The following is a 17,975-nucleotide window of genomic DNA, read 5'->3' as shown; positions in this document are numbered from 1 at the left end:
CGCGGGACAACCTTAACGGCCGAACGGCGGGTCTTCAAACCGTCGATTCGGACCGCAAAAAGCTGAGGTTAACGGGCGGCCCGAGGAAACCCCGTTGGGGTTGACGCCGCGTCTCGCAGCCGCGATATAGCACACTCAAGCCGTGGGCGGCCCCCCGACATCCGGCGGATACGAGGCAGATTGCCATGAAATCCTGGCGTAAGGCCGTCGTTGGAACGCAGGCGACCGTGGGCGAGGCCATTGCCGCCATCGAGAGCGGAAGCATTCAGATTGCGCTCGTGCTCGACGACCAGAATCGCCTTCTGGGCGTGGTCACCGACGGTGACGTGAGGCGCGGACTGTTGCGCGGCATCCCGCTTGCCGGACTCGCGACCGACATCATGAACCGTGCGCCGGTGTCGGCTCCTGCGACGTTGCCGCGCGAGGATCGCCTGCAGCTGATGCGGCAGAAGTCGATCAAGCAGCTCCCGCTCGTCGACGAGGGCGGCCATCTGATCCTGGTCGAGACGCTCGATGAGTTGCTCGAACCGCGCCACTATCCCAACCCGGTCCTGATCATGGCGGGCGGCCTCGGCGAACGCCTGGGCGCGCTGACGCGCGAGGTGCCGAAGCCGATGCTCAATGTCGGCGGCCGACCGCTGCTCGAGACGATCGTCCGCAATGTCGTGCAGCAGGGTTTCGGCAACATCTTCATCTCGGTCAATTACAAGGCCGAGACCATCAAGGACTATTTTGCCGACGGCGCCGCCTTCGGCGCCAGTATCCAGTACGTGCACGAAGCGGAACGTCTGGGGACCGCTGGCGCGCTCGGACTCTTCCCGACGCCCCCGGCTGTGCCGATGATCGTCACCAACGGCGACATTCTCACCACGATCAATTACGGGGCTCTTCTCGACTTCCACAATGGAACACCGGCGGAAGCCACGATGGCCGTGCGCGAGCACAAGGTGCACGTACCGTATGGCGTGGTTTCCACGTCGGAGGGCTTCCTCGACGCCATCCGCGAGAAGCCGACCGAGAGCTGGTTCGTCAGTGCCGGCATCTATGTGATCGGCAGCTCCGTCTTTCGCCACGTCGCACCCGGCGTCCCGATCGACATGCCGACCGTGCTGGAGCGCGTGATCGCCGGCCAGGGGCGCGTCGCGGTCTATCCGATCCGCGAATACTGGCTCGACATCGGCCGTCTGGAGGATTTCGAGCAGGCGCATGCGGAGTTTCACGAGGTCTTCCCGTGACATCGACAAGCGCGGTCGTGGTTGGCCTCGGCTCGATCGGCACAAGACATGTGCGCGTCCTGCGCGAACTCGGCCTTCGAGTCGCAACCGTCAGCCGCCGCGAAGGCGGCGACTATGGGTCGATCACGCAGGCCGTGGCGGGCGCGCATCCGGACTATGTGGTGATCGCCACCGAGACTGCGCGCCACGCGGACAATCTGCAGGAGCTCGCGCAGGCCGGTTTCCAGGGCAAGGTCCTCGTCGAAAAACCGCTATTCGCAACACCGGCACCGCCACCGAAATATCCGTTTGCCCACGTCAGCGTCGGATACAATCTGCGCTTTCACCCCGTGATGACGGCGCTCGCCGAAAGGCTGCGCGGACGCGACGTGATCACGGTCGCCGCCTATGTCGGCCAGGACATCAGGGACTGGCGGCCCGGCCGCGATCATCGTGCCACCGCATCCGCCACCGCTGACGCCGGGGGCGGCGTGTTGCGGGATCTCAGCCACGAACTGGACTATCTGTTGTGGCTGTTCGGGCCGTGGTATCGCGTAGCAGCGCTCGGCGGCGCGTCCGGCGCGCGCGATATCGACGTCGACGACCATCTCGATCTGCTGCTCGACATGCAGCGCGCACCATCGGTTCACGTCCACATGGACTATCTCGACCGCCAGGGCATCCGTCGCATTCGTGTCAACGTCGAGGACGACACCATCGAGGCGGATCTCGTCGGCAGCCGTCTTGCCGTCAACGGCAAGGCGACCGAAATCCCCAGCGAGCGCGACCAGACCTACCGCGACATGCATGTCGCGGCGATGCGAGGCGCAAGCCCGGTCTGCTCGCTGCCCGAGGCGCTCGGCGTCGTTCACCTGATCGACGCCAGCGAGCGCGCTCTGCGCACCAAGACCTGGATATCGCCATGAGTCTGGTCTGCACGATCTGCGCGCGGGGCGGCTCGAAGGGGGTCGTGGGCAAAAATGCGCGCGATCTCCTCGGCAAGCCGGTGCTCGCGTGGAGCATCGAGCAGGCGCGCGAGACCGGCCTGTTCGACGCGATCGCCTTCAGCAGCGATTCTGACGCCCTGCTCGACGCGGCGCTGAAGGCTGGCGCCGACATCGCGGTGAAGCGTCCGGACGAGATGGCGACCGACACCGCGCCGAAGCTGCCGGCGATCCGCCATTGTCTCGAACGAACCATGGCGCAAACGGGCAAGACGCCCGAGATCTTCGTCGATCTCGACGTCACCTCGCCGCTCAGGCTTGCCTCCGACATCACCGGCGCGGTGGCAATGCTGCGCGAGAGCGGCGCGCGCAACGTCATCACCGGCGCGCCGGCACGCCGCTCGCCCTATTTCAACCTGGTCGAGCAGCGCACCGACGGCAGCGTCGGCCTTTCGAAATCCGCCAACCCTCCGATCACCCGCAGGCAGGATGCGCCGCGCTGCTTCGACATGAACGCGTCGATCTATGTCTGGCGCGTCGCGCCATTTCTGGAGCAGCCCGCGGTGTTCTATCCGGATACGCGTCTGTTCGAGATGCCGGAAGAGCGCTCGATCGACATTGATTCCGATCTCGATTTTACGCTGGTGGAACTTCTGCTTCGCCAGCGACAAGCGGCCTGAGGAGATTGAAGCGATGACCACGAGCTTCAAGGCCCTGTTCGATCTCACCGACCGCACGGCCGTTGTCACCGGCGGGGGCGGCATCCTCGGACGCCGCTTCGCAGAGGGCCTCGCCGAGTTCGGCGCCAATGTCGCGATTGTCGATCTCGACCAGGCCGCGGCCGATGCTGCGGCAGCCGACCTGACGTCGCGCCATGCCGCCCGCGCCAGGGGTTATGGCTGCGACATCACCCAGCCCGATTCCGTCCGCAATACGGCCGATGCGATCGAAGCGGAGCTCGGACCGGTCTCGATCCTGCTCAACAACGCCGCGAGCAAGACCCGCGATGTCGACGCCTTCTTTGCGCCCGTCGAGAAATTCTCGCTGGATACCTGGCGGGAGATCATGGCGGTCAATCTCGACGGCATGTTCAACATCGCGCAGGTGTTCGGCGGCCGAATGGCCGAGCGCGGCTACGGCGCCATCGTGCAGACCGCATCGATCTACGGCCTGATGGCACCCGACCAGCGCATCTACGAGGGCTCCGAATATCTCGGACGCGCCATCAACACGCCCGCGGTCTACACGGCGTCCAAGGCCGGTGTCATCGGTCTGACCAAGCACCTTGCGACCTACTGGGCGGCGAAGGGCGTTCGCGTCAACACGCTTACTCCGGGCGGCGTCGAGAGCGGACAGAACGAAACCTTCAAGGCGCGCTACGGCGCTCGCATTCCGCTCGGCCGGATGGCCCGTGCCGACGAGATGGTGGGGACGATGCTGTTCCTGGTATCGGATGCAGCATCCTACGTGACCGGCCAGAACATCGCCGTCGATGGCGGACTGAGCGCGTGGTAGCAAAACACCAATGATCAAGCGCCTGGTCCAGAACACGGTGATTTCGGCGATCGCCTTTGGCGTGGCCGCTTTGCTGGGCCTGGCGGTCATTCCACTGATCATCCGAACCTGGGGGGTGACCGAGTTCGGCCTCATCGTGATCTCGCGACTGCTGTTGCCGAGCGGCATGATGGCGGTGCTTGATCTCGGTCTGTCCGAGGTCGCCACCCAGATCGTCGCGCGCGCGCGCGAGCACCGCAATTGGACGCAGGCGAGCCGCCAGATCTCTTTTTTGGGAGTCGTCTCCATCGCGCTCACCTTGATCCTGAGCGCCGCCATCTGGCTTGCGACGCCGCTGCTCGTCATCGTGATGAAGATTGACGCCGCGCATCTGGAGACGTTCACCCGGATCATGCACTACACGGCATTCGCGAACCTGATCTTCGTTCCGGCGCTGGTTTGGGAAGGTATCGTCAAGGGCTTCGAGCGCTATAATTTGCTTCGCTTCGCGGAGGTCACGTCAACGGCCGCCTATGTCGGCCTGACATTCGCCGCCTCCTGGGCGGCGGCAGGCTTTGAAGTGGTCGCTTACATCTATCTCGCCACGCTGGTGGCACGCGCCGTCGTCATCGGGATTGCCGCGTTCGTCGCCCTGCGGCACAAGCATGTGCGACTGCTGCCGTGGACCCCGGACATCCGGCAGGATATTCTGCATCGTTGCCTGCTGCTCCTGCAGGGCAAACTGATGGGCGGTATTTCCGGACCGTTCCAGCCGTTCCTGATCGGGTTGCTGTTCGGCCCCAAGGCCGTCGGCACCTACGATGCACTGGTGCGATTGTCGCGGGTCTCCAAAATCGTTGTCAGCCTTCTGACATCTGCCTTGCTTCCCGTTGCCAGCCGTCTCGATGAGCGCGGCAGCGCGACTTCGTTCCAGCGCCTCGGCGACCTCGGCCTCGTCATGATGCCGATGTTTGTGGTGCCGCCGCTTGCCGCGACCGCGATCCTCTCGCCCGAGATCATGAACATCTGGATCGGTCCTCTTCTTGCTCCCTATGCGTTCTGGATGGGTCTGAGCTTCCTCGTTCCGATCTGCGCCCAATACGTGGCGATCGGCAGCCTGATCTTCCTGACGCGGCCCGAGGTGCAGGCCCGGCTCAATCGGCTGATGGCGGTCCAGCTTCTGATCTGGGCTGCCGTCTCGGTCGCATCATTGCATCTGTTCGCGGAACGCGCCCTGATCCTCGGGCAGGTCGTCGGCTGTATCGTCGTCCTCCCCTGGCAGATTGGGGAGTTGCGCAGTGCACTCGACATTGACCGGAATCGTTTCGCGAAGGCTATCGGAACCCAGTGCGCAATCCTTGTCCTGGCAAGCATTTCTCTAGCAATAATTGCAGGTTACATTCAGTTCGACAGCGTGCTAAAGCTCGCGCTGGGTTCCATGGTTTTCTGCCTGATTACCTGGGCGCTTCAATACTTTCTGGTGCTCGAGAAGCGGCATCGGACTGTATTTCCCGCAGTCGGACAACTGATGGGACTGACATCCAAAAGCAGTTGAATGAACATCCACGCGACAGACACGAAAGCCGTCATCACAGGTTTCGCTCCGGCGTCGTTGTCGGACAAGGCGGCGACGTATGCGCTCGATGGGGCCAAGAGCATCGGCCGCCTCGCGATGCGCCGTGTCAAGCGCACTGCCGACGTGGTTGATTCCGAATACAATCTATCGCATTGGCAGCGAATGCTGTCGCAAAAGAGCTGGAAGACGGCCGCCAGCATCGACGCATTCCTGATCCCGAAGAATCCCGCGCGGGATCTTCGCAAGGTCGACAATCATATCTGCAGGGTCGCGGCCGACGACTATTACCGTTATCGGATCGGAGCCCTCGGCGAACTGCTCGCACGGCACGCCGGCAGCGCCACGGAGATCGTCGAGCTCGGCGCGGGTTGCGGCATCAATCTGCTGTCGCTTCACCTCAATCATCCCGACTGGAAGCTGCGCGGTTTCGACATCGCGCCGAACGGCATCGCCGCGGGCCGCGAGATCGCCGCACATTTCGGCCTGTCCGACCGGATTTCGCTCGACAGGATCGATCTGACCGACGGTGCCGACCCGAGCTACGCCGCGATCCGGGACCAGGTCGCCTTCACTTACTTCTGCATCGAGCAGATTCCCTACGACGTACGCAAGGTGGTGGACAACATCATCGCGGCAAGGCCGAAGCGCGTCATCAACATCGAGCCAACGACGGAGCTGCTGAATTTATCGAGCCCGCGCGACATCGTGAGCTTCCTTTACATCCGTTCGGTTGACTACCAGACGCAGCTGTTCTCGACACTCGACGACTACGAGCGACAGGGCCGCGTCCGCATCTTGGCACGCGAGCGGATGCCCTTCGCGCCGACGATCCACAATGATGGTTTTTTGTATTGCTGGGAGCCCACATGACAACCATCGACACGACCGCTGATCGGCCGGCCCCGAAAAAGCAGAAGATCAGCCAGTTCCGCCGCCTGCTGTGGCACGTCAACCGCACCGATCTCGGATGGGTGCTCAAGGCCGCCCTGACCAGCCTGCAATTGCCGGCCCGCGCCAAGCGCGCCGCGCTGCTGAAACAGCTTCCAACGAAGCCCGAATGGGCCGAGGCGAGCCGCAAGCTCGACGAGCAGGGTTATGTCGACGTCTCCTCGATCGTCGATCGCAGCCTGGCGGAAGCCGTCGCTTCGTTCGCCGACGGCAAGGTGAACCGCCTCAACGAACTCGTCGGCCAGCAGAAGCAAGGGCACAAATCCTTCTGGGTCAGCCTGCTGGACGAGGATCTCGTCAACGGCGCCTTTGCGACCGACCATCCCTTCGTGCGCTACGCCCTGCAGCCGGCCGCGCTGCGCATCATCGGCGACTTCATGCACGACCTGCCGCAATTGTCGGACGTGCTGCTGACGTTGTCGCAACCGACTCCGAACCAGGCGCTGAGCTACTCGCAGTTGTGGCATCTCGATCACGACGACAAGCGCGTCTGCAAGCTCTTCATCTACCTGACCGATGTGCAGGACACCGCCGACGGTCCTTTCACCTTCATTCCGGCCGGCCCGTCTAAACCGTTCCGCAACACGCTCAAGAGCCACATGAGCGACGCGCAGGTGTTCGCCAAGACCGGTCCCGACGCGGTCAAGGAAATGATCGCACCCCGCCTGTCGTCCTTCATCGTCAATACCGCGCGCTGCCTGCACATGGGGAGCCGGATCCAGTCCGATCACAATCGCCTGCTGTATACGGCAACCTACATCCAGCAGCCGCGCATCTATCCCGAACCGCCGGCGCGTTTCCGCGCGGCGGGTGCACTGACGGACCTCGAGCGCACCGTGATGCGGCTCTGACGCGGACCAGCCGGGAGCTGAATCGTTGCGCATAGGCCTGGTGGTCGATCACCCCAAGCGTGACCTGCCGGGCGCAGTCATGCTCGGTTATCAACTCGCGCGGCGCGGCGTCTCCGTCGTGCTGGTGCCGATGTACGAGCAGGCGGTCGATGTCCCGCGGCTCGGGCTGGACGCCCTGGTCGTCAACTACGCACGTCCCGTCAATCTCGACCTGATGCGCAGCTTTGCCAGGGCCGGCGTCGCGTTGTACGTGCTCGATACCGAAGGCGGCGTGCTCGCCGAGAAGGGCGGCAACTCGCCGCCGGCGATGGCCGCGCACATCAAGGGCAGCGGCTACGCCGACATCCTGTCGGGCTATTTCTTCTGGGGCAGCCGGCTGCACGATGCCTTCCTGGCGGCTGGAACCATGCGGCCGGAGCAGCTTCACCTCACCGGGTGCCCGCGTTTCGATTTCGCAGCCCCTCGCTGGCGCGCGCTGCTCGACGGCGAACCGCGCGGCTATCTGCTCGTCAACGCCAACTTCCCGCTGGTCAATTCGCGCTTCACCGGCAAGCCGGGCGGCGAGCGCGAGGCGATGGTGCGGGCGGGCTGGGACGGCACCTATGTCGATCGCTTCATCGCGGACCTGAAGCAGGTCTTTGCAAACTATCTCGCCGAGATCGAGCGCCTCGCCGCAGCACGGCCCGACCGGCGCATTCTCGTCCGTCCGCATCCCTTCGAGAGCGAGGACGTCTATCGCAACGCGCTCGCGCGCCACGCCAACGTCGTGATCGACGGCACCGGCAGCGTGCTCGACCGCATCCGCAATGCGGCCGCGGTGGTTCATCTGAACTGCGGGACGGCCGTCGAATCGGTGCTGCTCGGAAAGCTGCCGCTCCAGCTCGAATATTTGAACACACCGACCACAGCGGGCCACGCCGCGCTGCCCGCGCGCGTGAGCCGGCAAGTGACGTCATTCGACGAATTGCTCGGCGCGATCGACCACGTCGAGCGCGAGACCGGGACGTTCGATTTCGCCGCCGTCCACGCCGCCGACATCGAGGCTTTCTTCCATCTCAACGACGGACAGGCTGCCGAACGGGTTGCCGATGTCCTGATCGGCACAGCCGTTTCGCGCCGGCCCTACGTCTCGCTGCTTGCGACCGTGAAGGGCACGCGCGCCAAGCCGAGCCTCGGTCAGGTCGTCAAGGGCGCGGCGAGCGCGGCCCTCGGCTCCGCCGTCACCGAGCGGCTGCGTAGCCGGTTCAATCCAGCCCGGCGCGACAAGCGGATCGAGCCGGCCTTCGTCAACACCCTGCTGGGGCGGATCGCCGCGCACGATGGCGCCAGCCCGTCGCAATTCGCCGCGAGACGCGCGCATTGCGCGACGACGGGCTTGCCGCTCGCGAGCATTGCGATCGAACAGGTCCATTAGAGCCATGACCACATCTGCAAAGACCATTCTCATCACCACGCTTGCCGAGTACCAGACCCGGTTCTGGATTCCGGTCGCACAGCGCTTGCGCGCGGCAGGCCATGACGTCGAGCTCCTCGCCTTCGACGATCGCAGCGCCGAGATGTCGGCTGCCGAAGGCGTGCCGGTCACGAACATGTACCGCGAGGGCCTCAAGACCGGCCCTGCCCCGGACGACCGCAAGGCGTTCGACGCGCGCGTCGCCGCCTACGGGCTCGACGGGACCAATTTCCTGTTCAGCCACGAGCGTTTCACGTTCGGCATCAGGGATACGGCCGCGCTGCGCCGGCGCTTCATGATCTATGCGAACGCCATGGAGGGGCTGCTCGACCGGCTGGACGCGCAGCAGCGGCCTGCCGAGCTGGTGCAGGAGCTCGGCGGCTTTTTGTCCGTCATCGCGAGCTTCTACGCCGCCAGGCGCCGAGGCATCCGCAACTGGTTCATCGAGCCGTCGTTTTTTCGCGGCCGGATGTACTTTACGCCCGACAGCCTCGCGGCGCCCGACGTGATGCCGGCGCCGGCGGACGCAGTGTCGCCCGAGGTGCGCGCCTATCTGGACGACACGCTGACGCAGCGTGCGATCGTCATTCCCAGGAAGGACCAGCATCATTATTCGGCGGCCTTCAAGAAGGTCGTGAACGTGCGCAACGCTCACCGTCTCGCAGAAAAACTCTGGGATCAGTTTGCGCTCGGCAAGCACCAGGAGTTCGGACACAATCTGCGCCATGCCCAGGTGCACGCCGCGATGGCACTCAACGCGAGCCGGCTGCGCAAGCTCTATCGTCCGCTCTCCGAAACGCCCTTCGTCTACTATCCCTTCCACGTTCCGGCCGACATGGCGCTGACGCTGCGCTCGCCGGACTATCTCGACCAGGTCGCGACCGTCGACTTCCTGCTGCGCACGATCCCGGATTCGCATGTGCTGGTGGTCAAGGAACATCCCGCCCAGATCGGCGCGATCGCGGCCTCGCGCCTGTTCGAGCTCGCGCGCCGGTTCGATAATTTCGTGCTGCTGCCGCCGCAGACCAACAATTACACCGTACTCAGCCGCGCCGACGCCGTCATCTCCGTCAACAGCAAGTCGGGTGCCGAAGCGCTGCTGCTCGGCAAGCCGGTCGTGGTGATGGGCGATGCGTTTTACCGCTCCTGCCCGCTGGTCTATGCGGTCGACCGTTTGGCCGACGTGCCGGCGCGGCTGCGCGAGGCCTTGCGCGCCGGACCTTTCGATCCGGCCAGGGGCGCGCCCTATTTCGAGTCGGCCTGGCGCCGGTCTTATCCGGGCGAGCTCTATATCAGCGATCCCAAGCTGCTCGACACGTTTGCGGCCTCCTTGCGCGCCGCAATCGCCGAGCCGGCCCGTGTGAACTGAACGGATCCATCATGCCGCTCGTCTCGATCATCACACCGTCCTGGAACGTCGAAGGCCTGATCGAGGAGACGGTCCGCTCGGTGCAGGGCCAGACATTCGCCGATTGGGAGCTGTTGATCGCCGATGACTGCTCGACCGACCGGACGCCGGCGATCATCGCCGCGATCGGCGAGCGCGATCCCCGCGTCAAGCTGATCCGGCAAGCCAAAAATGGCGGCCCGGCGCTCGCCCGCCAGGCGTCGATTGACGCCGCGCAGGGCCGCTATCTCGCCTTCCTGGACAGCGACGATCTGTGGCTGCCCGAGAAGCTGGAGCGGCAGCTCGCCTTCGCCCGGGAGAAGCAGGCCGCCCTCAGCTACACCGCGTTCCGCCGCATCAACGAGGCCAACACGGTCACCGGACGGCTGATCGAGGTGCCGGCCTCGCTCACCTATGGCCAGCTCCTGGAGAACACCGCGATCGCGACGCTGACCGCCATGGTCGACCGCGAGATCGCCGGCCCCATCGCGATGAAGAACGAGGGCTATGACGATTTCTGCCTGTGGCTCTCGATCCTCAAGCGCGGCCATACCGCATACGGCCTCAACGAGGACCTTGCGCGCTACCGCGTCAGGGGCTCGTCGGTCTCCAGCCGCCCGCTACGCTCGGCCAAATGGGTCTGGCAGATCTACCGCAATGTCGAACGCCTCTCCCTGATCAGATCGGCCTGGTGCTTTGCCCATTGGGGGGCGCGGGCCTGGTTGAAGCGGCGGGAATTTTAGCCGTCCGGCCCTTTCCACAAAAATATCGAAAACAACCCCATGCACAGTAGGGGTATCAAAATACCTCGCCGTATCGGGTCATTTGGCTATTGGCGAGCCCGGCCGTTGCCGATACCACTCAGCCGGCCGCTCCGACCGCGGACAGTCTGGAACCGATCATGCCGTTTGAAAGCTACAAGACCAGCCGCATCCTCGTGACCGGAGGCGCCGGCTTCATCGGATCGCATCTGTGCGAGCGCCTGCTCGACGCAGGAGCCGAGGTGGTGTCCGCCGACAACTACTTCACCGGCAGCCGGCGCAACATCGCCCATCTGATCGCAAATCCGCTGTTCGAGGCGGTCCGGCACGACATCACCTTCCCGCTCTACATCGAGGTCGATGCGATCTTCAACCTGGCCTGTCCGGCCTCGCCGATCCATTACCAGCGCGATCCCGTGCAGACCACCAAGACCTCGGTGCATGGCGCCATCAACATGCTCGGCCTCGCCAAGCGGCTCAAGGCGCGGATCTTCCAGGCCTCGACCAGCGAGGTCTATGGCGACCCGCTGATCCATCCGCAGACCGAGGATTATTGGGGCAATGTCAACCCGATCGGGGTCCGCTCCTGCTACGACGAGGGCAAGCGCTGCGCCGAAACGCTGTTCTTCGACTATTGGCGCCAGCATGGCCTGCCGATCAAGGTCGCGCGCATCTTCAACACCTACGGCCCGCGCATGCAGCCCAATGACGGCCGCGTGGTGTCGTCCTTCATTGTCCAGGCGCTCAAGGGCGAGCCGATCACCGTGTTCGGCGACGGCGGGCAGACCCGCTCGTTCTGCTATGTCGACGATCTCGTCGAGGCCATCATGCGGCTGATGGCGACCGGCGAGGACGTCACCGGACCGATCAACATCGGCAACAATTCCGAGTTCACCATCCGCGAGCTCGCCGAGAAGGTGATCGAGCTCACCGGCTCGCGTTCGCGACTGGTCTTCCAGCCGCTGCCGCAGGACGATCCGCGCCAGCGCCAGCCCGACCTCGCCAAGGCCAAGGCCGCGCTGGACTGGGAGCCGAAGGTCGCGCTCGAGGACGGACTGAAGGAAACGATCGCCTATTTCAAGCGTACGCTTGAACTGGCCTGATCGCGCCCGCAACGCCCGTCGTCCGCAGCGAGCTTCCGCAATGAGCGCTCCGCCAGGCATTTTCACCGATCTGCGGAGCCGCCTGGACTCGAAAGCCGTGCTGACGAGCCTGGTGCTGCTGCACAGCGCCGTCACCTGCCTGTCGCTGATCAAGGTCGCGACCTTCCAGTACTATATCAGCTTCAGCGGGGAGCGCGTCTGGATCGCGGTCATCGTTGCACTCGGCTTCTCCGTCGTTTCGCTGCTGTTCGTCATCGCCCGCTTCAGCTTCGGTTATTTCGTCGGGTTCTATTTCTACACGATGATCCTCGGCTTCCTGTGGATCGACGTGTTCTCGTATTACAGCTACCCGCAATTGCCCGCAGGCATCTCGGCGGCGCTGGCGCTGGTGCTCTTCCTGTTGCCCGCGCTGTTCGTCAAGGCGCCGCTGCGGCAACTCGTTAAGTTGTCGAATGCTCATTTCGAGCATCTGCTGACGCTGATCCTGGTGATCTCGGTGGTCACCATCGCCGTGGCCTCGACCTACAATTTCAGGCTGGTCTCGGTCGCGCGCATCTACGACTATCGCGACACGCTCGAATTTCCGCCAGCGGTGCGATATCTCACCGGCTGGGTCTCCAGCACATTGTTGCCGTTCGCCTTCGCTTGCTACTGGCTGCTCGGCCATCGCTGGCGTGCCGGCCTCGTGCTGGGCCTGCTCCTGTTATTCTACCCCATCACGCTGACGAAATTCGCTTTCTTCACACCTGCCTGGCTGATCGCCCTGGCGGTGCTCTCGCGCTTCCTGGAAGCGAGGACTTCGGCCATCGCATCGATCTTCGTTCCGATGCTCCTTGGCCTCGTCTTGATCGTTCTGACAGGCGCGCCCCTCAACAGCATCCCCGGTAGATATTTCGACCTCGTCAACATCCGGATGATGGCGACCGCATCCAGCGCCCTCGACATCTACAACAATTTCTTCTCGAGCCACCCGCTGACCTGGTTCTGCCAGATCTCCGTCCTCAAGCCGCTGATGCATTGTCCCTACCAGGCGCCGCTGGCGGTCGTGATGCAAGAGGCCTACGACCTCGGCAATCTGAATGCATCGCTGTTTGCGACCGAGGGGATCGCATCCGTCGGCCTCTATCTCGCGCCTTTGGCGGCGCTTGCATCCGGCTTCGTGCTGGCGCTCGGCAACCGCACGTCGGCGGGGCTTCCGCCTCGCTTCGTCCTGATGTCCACCGGCGTGCTGCCGCACGTTCTGCTCAACGTGCCGCTTTCGGTCGCCATGCTGACCCACGGCACCGCCATCCTGTTCCTGCTCTGGTACGTGATGCCTCGCAGCCTGTTCGAACCGAAGACGTGACGCCGTGCGCATCCTGATCCTCAACGCCGACTATCCGCGCTTTCTTTCCTGGCTGTACCGGCGCCGGCCGGGTCTCGAGACGGAGCCTTACGCGGCACAGATGGCGGCGCGGAACGCGAGCCTGTTCGGCGTCGCCGATTTCTACTCGCGCAATTTCGCCGGCCTCGGGCACGTCGCCGCCGACATCCACGTCAACAATCCCTGGATGCGGGCGGCCTGGGCGCGCGAGCACGGCCTTGCCGTCACCGAGCCGCAGCCGCCCGGCGCACCTGCTGCGCGCGATGCCGTTCCCGGCTGGCTGCAACGCGCGGTCGCGCCGTTCAAGCCGGTCCTGCGCCCGCTCGCGCGCAAGGTCGGCCTCAGCCCGCGCCTCGACGCGGAAGCGGAAGCGATCCTGCTGGCGCAGATCGAGGACTTCAAGCCGGATCTCGTCCTGAACCAGGATCTGTTTCACGTCGACACGCGGCTGGCCCGCCGGATCAAGCAGATCGGCAGACCGATCCTGGTCGGCCAGGTCGGCATCTCGCCCTCCCGCGGCGAGGACTGGTCGGTCTACGACCTCATGATTTCGCAGATGGCGGCCGTGGTGGATTTCTTCCGTGCCCATGGCGCTCGCGCCGAGGTGGTGCATCTCGCCTTCGAGCCGGGAATCCTCGACACCCTGCCTCCACCACCGCCGCAGGATTTCGACGTTACCTTCGTCGGCGCGGTGTCGGCGGATCACCAGCTCCGCGTCGCGCAGCTCGAGGCGGTGGCGCGGCGCTACGATCTCAAACTGTTCGGCAGCGGCTTGCAGTCGCTTCCCGCCTCCTCGCCGCTGCACCGCTGCTACCAGGGCGAGGTGTGGGGCGTGGAAATGTACCAGGCGCTGCGCGCCTCGCGCGTCACGCTCAATTCGCATATCGACATGGCCGGTCGCGAGGCCGGCAATGCGCGGCTGTTCGAAGCGACCGGCGTCGGCGCATTCCTGCTCACCGACTTCAAGGACAATCTGGACACGCTGTTCGCGCCCGGGCGCGAGGTCGCGGCCTGGCGCACCGTCGAGGATTGCCTTGCGCAGATCGAGCGCTATCTCGGCGACGACGCTGCGCGCCTGTCCATTACGAAGGCGGGACAGGCCAGGACATTTGCCACCCACACCTTCCGCCGGCGTGTCGAGGAGATACTCGCTCACATCAGCTGAATCTTTCGTCGGCGGCACAGCAAATGTCATATCCGGTCGACCCTTGACGGTCCCGGCCAAAATGGCCAAAGTGCACGGCGAGATAGCTAACTTACTCCAATCACAGCGGTTTTTGTCGAGGCTTAGGATGGAAAACGTCGAACATGTTCGATTCGGCGACCAGCTCTACGCCATCATCGTGCGCGCCTCGTTCCGCGAGCCCGGCATCCATTTCTTTTCGACGCCGGAACTGTCGCAGCAGCTCGCCTATATGAGCCATCCGAAGGGCAAGCGCATCGAGCCGCATCGCCACAACAAGGTGACGCGCGAGGTGCACTACACCCAGGAGGTTCTCCTGATCCAGAAGGGCAAGCTCCAGGTCGATTTCTACACGGTCGAGGAAGAATATCTCGAAAGCCGCGTGCTCGGTGCCGGCGACATCATCCTGCTCTGCAGCGGTGCCCACGGCTTCCACGTGCTCGAGCCGCTCGAGATGATCGAGGTCAAGCAAGGTCCTTATTCCGGTGAGAACGACAAGACCCGGTTCGCCGAAGTCGCGGCATCCGAAATCCGGGTCAAGGGTCCGGGCCAGTGACCGCACCGTTCATTCCCGTCAACACGCCGCTGCTCGACGGCAACGAGGCCGACTACCTCGCCGAATGCATCCGCACCGGATGGATCTCCTCCGAGGGACCGTTCATCAAGCGCTTCGAGCAGGCGATGGCCGAGACCGCAGGGCGGCGTCATGGCATCGCCGTGACCAACGGCTCGGTCGCACTCGACATCGCCGTTCAGGCACTCGGGCTCGAGCAAGGCTCGGAAGTCATCATCCCGACCTTCACGATCATCAGCTGCGCCGCCGCCCTGGTGCGGGCGGGCCTCGTCCCCGTCGGGGTCGACTGCGATGCCGCAACCTGGAACATGACGGCCGACGGCGTCGAAGCCGCGATCACGCCGCGCACGCGCGCGATCATGCTGGTTCACATCTACGGCCTGCCGGTCGATCTCGATCCGATCATGGCGCTCGCACGCAAGCACGACCTGAAGGTGATCGAGGACGCCGCCGAGATGCATGGCCAGACCTATCGCGGCGCGCCCTGCGGCGGCTTCGGCGACGTCTCGACCTTCAGCTTTTATCCCAACAAGCACGTCACGACCGGTGAAGGCGGCATGATCCTTACCGACGACGACGCGCTCGCCGACCGGCTGCAGAGCCTGCGCAATCTCTGCTTTCAGCCGCAGCAGCGCTTCGTCCACGAGGAACTCGGCTGGAACGCGCGCATGACCAACCTCCAGGCCGCGCTCGGCGTCGCCCAGGTCGAGCGCCTGCCGCGCACGGTCGAGCTCAAGCGCCGGATCGGCCGGCTCTACGACGAACATCTCTCGGGCCTCAACCGCATCCGCCGCCCGGTCGCCGGCACCGCCTATGCCGACAACATCTACTGGGTCTACGGCATCGTGCTGAACGACGAGGTCCCGTTCGATGCCAAGGAGGCAATGCGCCGCCTCGGCGAAAAGGGCATCGGAACGCGGCCGTTCTTCTGGTGCATGCACGAACAGCCGGTGCTGCGCCGGATGGGCCTGATGCGCGACGAATCCCATCCGAACGCGGAATACGTTGCCCGCCGCGGTTTTTATTTGCCGAGCGGACTTGCCTTGACCGACGACGAAATCGCCCGCTCGGCCGAGGCGCTGAAGGAGATTTTGGCGTGACGGTGTTCGCCGAATACGCGCCCTGGTACGACCTCCTCTATCAGGACAAGGATTACGCGGCCGAGACGGCGTTCGTCGAGGCGCGCCTGCGCGACCACGGCACCTCCTCCGGCAAGCTGCTCGATCTCGGCTGCGGCACCGGCCTGCATGCGCTGGCCTTCGCGCGCAGCGGCTGGCGCGTTGCCGGCATCGATCTCAGCCACGAGATGATCGCGAGCGCCAGGGCGCGCGCCGAGCAGGCCGGGCTCTCCATACCGTTCCGGCAGGGCAACGCCTGCGAGACCGGCCCCGAACGCGATTTCGATGCGGTGGTATCGCTGTTCCACGTCGCGAGCTACCAGACCAGCCGCGATGCGCTGGCGGCGATGTTCCGCACCGCGCACGCAGCGCTGAAGCCGGGCGGCACGTTCTTCTTCGACTATTGGTATGGCGGCGCCGTGCTCGCACAGGGCGTCGAGACGCGGGTCAAGGTGATCGAGCAGAAGCCGCTGCGCCTCACCCGCATCGCGCAATCCGATCATGACGAACACACCGCGACCGTCACCGTGAACTACACGCTGTTCTGCGAGGACACGGATCGCGCCACGATCCGGCGCGTCGACGAAGCGCACCACATGCGCTACTGGTTTCCGTTCGAGATCGATGCGGCGCTCGCGGCGAGCGGCTTCCAGCCGGCCGCACACGCCGCATGGCTGACGCAGGACGCGCCGAATTCGAAGAGCTGGGCGGCCTATGCCGTCGCCAGAAAGAGCGGCACGCCGTGAGACCGCTGCGGCTCGCCGTGATGCTGGAGCAGGCGCTCGAGGTCGGCGGCGGCTTCCAACAGCCGCTCAATGACCTGCTCTGGCTGCGCGACTGGGCAGCCAAGTCCGGCAACGAGATCGTGGTCTACTCGCCCTATCCGAAGACGCTTGAAATCCTGAAGGAGTTCGGCGTCACGGGCCGGCTGCGCAAATTCGGCGCGCTCGACTATCTCTTCCTTTTCCTGAAATATTGCGGGCCGTTCGATCTCGTCCAGATCGCGCTGAAGCTGAAATCGCCGTTCGAGCGCGCCTTGATCCGCGACGGCATCGACGTCGTGCACTTCACCTCCACCTCGAAGCGGCATCTGCTGCTCTACGAGCTGCCCTTCATCATCACGATCTTCGACGGCTGCCATCGCGACGCCCCGGAGTTTCCGGAAGTGCGGAGCTTCGGCGAGTTCGAGCGCCGCGAGATCCTGTTCGGTCTCGCCAGTACCAAGGCGGCGGTGGTGATCGTCAACGCGCCTTCGCTGATCGACGATCTATCCCGCCGCTACGCCATGGAGCGGGATCGCGCGGTCTGCATCCCGTTCTCGCCCTCGGCCTATGTCAGCCAGTCCGAGCCGGATGCTGCAGCGGACGCAGCGGTCCTGGCAAAATACCGTCTCCAGCCCGGCTATCTGTTCTACCCGGCGCAGTTCTGGCCGCACAAGAACCACATGACGCTGCTCGCGGCGCTCGCGCTGTTGCGCGAGCGGGGCATCACCGAACGGCTCGTGCTATGCGGCTCGGATCGCGGTGGCCGCGACAAGATCGACGCGGCGATCCGCACCTACGAATTGTCGGAGCAGATCTCCATCATCGGCTTCGTCGAGTCCGCCGAACTCGGCGCGCTCTACCGCGGCGCCGCCGCGCTGGTGATGCCGAGCTATTTCGGCCCGACCAATCTGCCGCCGATGGAAGCCTGGGCGGTCGGCACCCCCGTGATCTACCCCGAGGCCTTCAAGGTGCAGGCGGGCGACGCCGCGCTGCTGTTCGACTACGACGATCCGCGCTCGCTGGCGGATGCGATCGTCAGTCTCCGCACCGACGGCACCCGCGAGCGGCTGCGCGCGGCGGGGCAACAGCGGCTCGCGCAGTTCGTCGAGGAGACCAAGGCCGGCCACGCCCAATTCGCGCGGCACCTGGATCGGCTGAAGCACAGGCTGGCGCTGACGGCGCGCTAGTGTCCTGAGTCACAAGTTCGCAATCGTTGATTCGCAGTAGATTCGCGTCGCCGTG

General features: G+C 64.6%; 17 protein-coding genes. All 17 read left to right on the top strand.

Annotated elements, in window-relative coordinates; all coding sequences use genetic code 11:
- Nucleotides 1-185 precede the first annotated feature (185 nt).
- The 17 genes from NR187_RS28340 to NR187_RS28260 all read left to right on the top strand — a co-directional run bounded on the left by NR187_RS28340 (nucleotide 186) and on the right by NR187_RS28260 (nucleotide 17,920).
- A complete protein-coding gene (locus tag NR187_RS28340; RefSeq protein ID WP_211384977.1) occupies nucleotides 186-1,235 on the top strand; it encodes a nucleotidyltransferase family protein in 1,050 nt (349 codons plus the stop codon).
- Nucleotides 1,232-2,140 carry a Gfo/Idh/MocA family protein gene (locus NR187_RS28335; RefSeq protein ID WP_256808416.1) on the top strand — a complete coding sequence of 303 codons (909 nt, stop codon included), beginning with the start codon at nucleotides 1,232-1,234 and terminating at the stop codon, nucleotides 2,138-2,140. The genes NR187_RS28340 and NR187_RS28335 overlap by 4 nt, the downstream gene beginning before the upstream one ends.
- On the top strand, nucleotides 2,137-2,838 hold the full coding sequence (locus tag NR187_RS28330; RefSeq protein ID WP_256808415.1) for an acylneuraminate cytidylyltransferase family protein: 702 nt from the start codon (nucleotides 2,137-2,139) through the stop codon (nucleotides 2,836-2,838). Before NR187_RS28335 ends, NR187_RS28330 begins: the two co-directional genes overlap by 4 nt.
- Nucleotides 2,839-2,851: 13 nt before the next feature.
- Nucleotides 2,852-3,673 carry an SDR family oxidoreductase gene (locus tag NR187_RS28325; RefSeq protein WP_256808414.1) on the top strand — a complete coding sequence of 274 codons (822 nt, stop codon included), beginning with the start codon at nucleotides 2,852-2,854 and terminating at the stop codon, nucleotides 3,671-3,673.
- Between the two features lie 10 nt (nucleotides 3,674-3,683).
- Entirely contained in the window at nucleotides 3,684-5,207 is a 1,524-nt protein-coding gene (locus NR187_RS28320; protein ID WP_211384973.1) for a hypothetical protein, read from the top strand.
- Complete coding sequence (locus tag NR187_RS28315) at nucleotides 5,208-6,098, top strand: class I SAM-dependent methyltransferase (RefSeq protein ID WP_256808413.1); 891 nt, start codon at nucleotides 5,208-5,210, stop codon at nucleotides 6,096-6,098. It abuts the gene before it with no gap.
- Nucleotides 6,095-7,027, top strand: coding sequence for a hypothetical protein (locus tag NR187_RS28310; RefSeq protein ID WP_211384971.1), 933 nt, complete (start codon nucleotides 6,095-6,097; stop codon nucleotides 7,025-7,027). The genes NR187_RS28315 and NR187_RS28310 overlap by 4 nt, the downstream gene beginning before the upstream one ends.
- Before the next feature lie 25 nt (nucleotides 7,028-7,052).
- Nucleotides 7,053-8,441, top strand: coding sequence for a surface carbohydrate biosynthesis protein (locus NR187_RS28305; protein ID WP_256808412.1), 1,389 nt, complete (start codon nucleotides 7,053-7,055; stop codon nucleotides 8,439-8,441).
- A gap of 4 nt (nucleotides 8,442-8,445) precedes the next feature.
- Entirely contained in the window at nucleotides 8,446-9,849 is a 1,404-nt protein-coding gene (locus NR187_RS28300; RefSeq protein ID WP_211384969.1) for a capsule biosynthesis protein, read from the top strand.
- 11 nt (nucleotides 9,850-9,860) lie between these two features.
- Nucleotides 9,861-10,610 (top strand): glycosyltransferase family 2 protein, encoded by a 750-nt coding sequence (locus tag NR187_RS28295; RefSeq protein ID WP_211384968.1) that lies wholly within the window; start codon nucleotides 9,861-9,863, stop codon nucleotides 10,608-10,610.
- 158 nt (nucleotides 10,611-10,768) lie between these two features.
- On the top strand, nucleotides 10,769-11,731 hold the full coding sequence (locus tag NR187_RS28290) for a UDP-glucuronic acid decarboxylase family protein (RefSeq protein ID WP_256808411.1): 963 nt from the start codon (nucleotides 10,769-10,771) through the stop codon (nucleotides 11,729-11,731).
- A 40-nt stretch (nucleotides 11,732-11,771) separates the two neighbouring features.
- Nucleotides 11,772-13,076 carry a hypothetical protein gene (locus NR187_RS28285; RefSeq protein WP_256808410.1) on the top strand — a complete coding sequence of 435 codons (1,305 nt, stop codon included), beginning with the start codon at nucleotides 11,772-11,774 and terminating at the stop codon, nucleotides 13,074-13,076.
- Between the two features lie 4 nt (nucleotides 13,077-13,080).
- Nucleotides 13,081-14,259, top strand: coding sequence for a glycosyltransferase (locus NR187_RS28280; protein ID WP_211384965.1), 1,179 nt, complete (start codon nucleotides 13,081-13,083; stop codon nucleotides 14,257-14,259).
- Nucleotides 14,260-14,386: 127 nt separating this feature from the next.
- Nucleotides 14,387-14,833 carry a hypothetical protein gene (locus NR187_RS28275; protein ID WP_211384964.1) on the top strand — a complete coding sequence of 149 codons (447 nt, stop codon included), beginning with the start codon at nucleotides 14,387-14,389 and terminating at the stop codon, nucleotides 14,831-14,833.
- Nucleotides 14,830-15,951 carry a DegT/DnrJ/EryC1/StrS family aminotransferase gene (locus NR187_RS28270; RefSeq protein ID WP_256808409.1) on the top strand — a complete coding sequence of 374 codons (1,122 nt, stop codon included), beginning with the start codon at nucleotides 14,830-14,832 and terminating at the stop codon, nucleotides 15,949-15,951. Before NR187_RS28275 ends, NR187_RS28270 begins: the two co-directional genes overlap by 4 nt.
- Nucleotides 15,948-16,715, top strand: a complete 768-nt coding sequence (locus NR187_RS28265; protein ID WP_256808408.1) for a class I SAM-dependent methyltransferase — start codon at nucleotides 15,948-15,950, stop codon at nucleotides 16,713-16,715. The genes NR187_RS28270 and NR187_RS28265 overlap by 4 nt, the downstream gene beginning before the upstream one ends.
- A complete protein-coding gene (locus NR187_RS28260) occupies nucleotides 16,712-17,920 on the top strand; it encodes a glycosyltransferase (RefSeq protein ID WP_256808407.1) in 1,209 nt (402 codons plus the stop codon). Before NR187_RS28265 ends, NR187_RS28260 begins: the two co-directional genes overlap by 4 nt.
- Nucleotides 17,921-17,975: the final 55 nt, after the last annotated feature.

This window comes from Bradyrhizobium sp. Bra64, assembly GCF_024519875.1.
In the GTDB taxonomy this organism is placed as follows: Bacteria; Pseudomonadota; Alphaproteobacteria; order Rhizobiales; family Xanthobacteraceae; genus Bradyrhizobium; species Bradyrhizobium japonicum_G.
The sequence above is the reverse complement of the archived record's forward strand: the minus strand, read 5'-3'. Positions and strand labels throughout refer to the sequence as shown.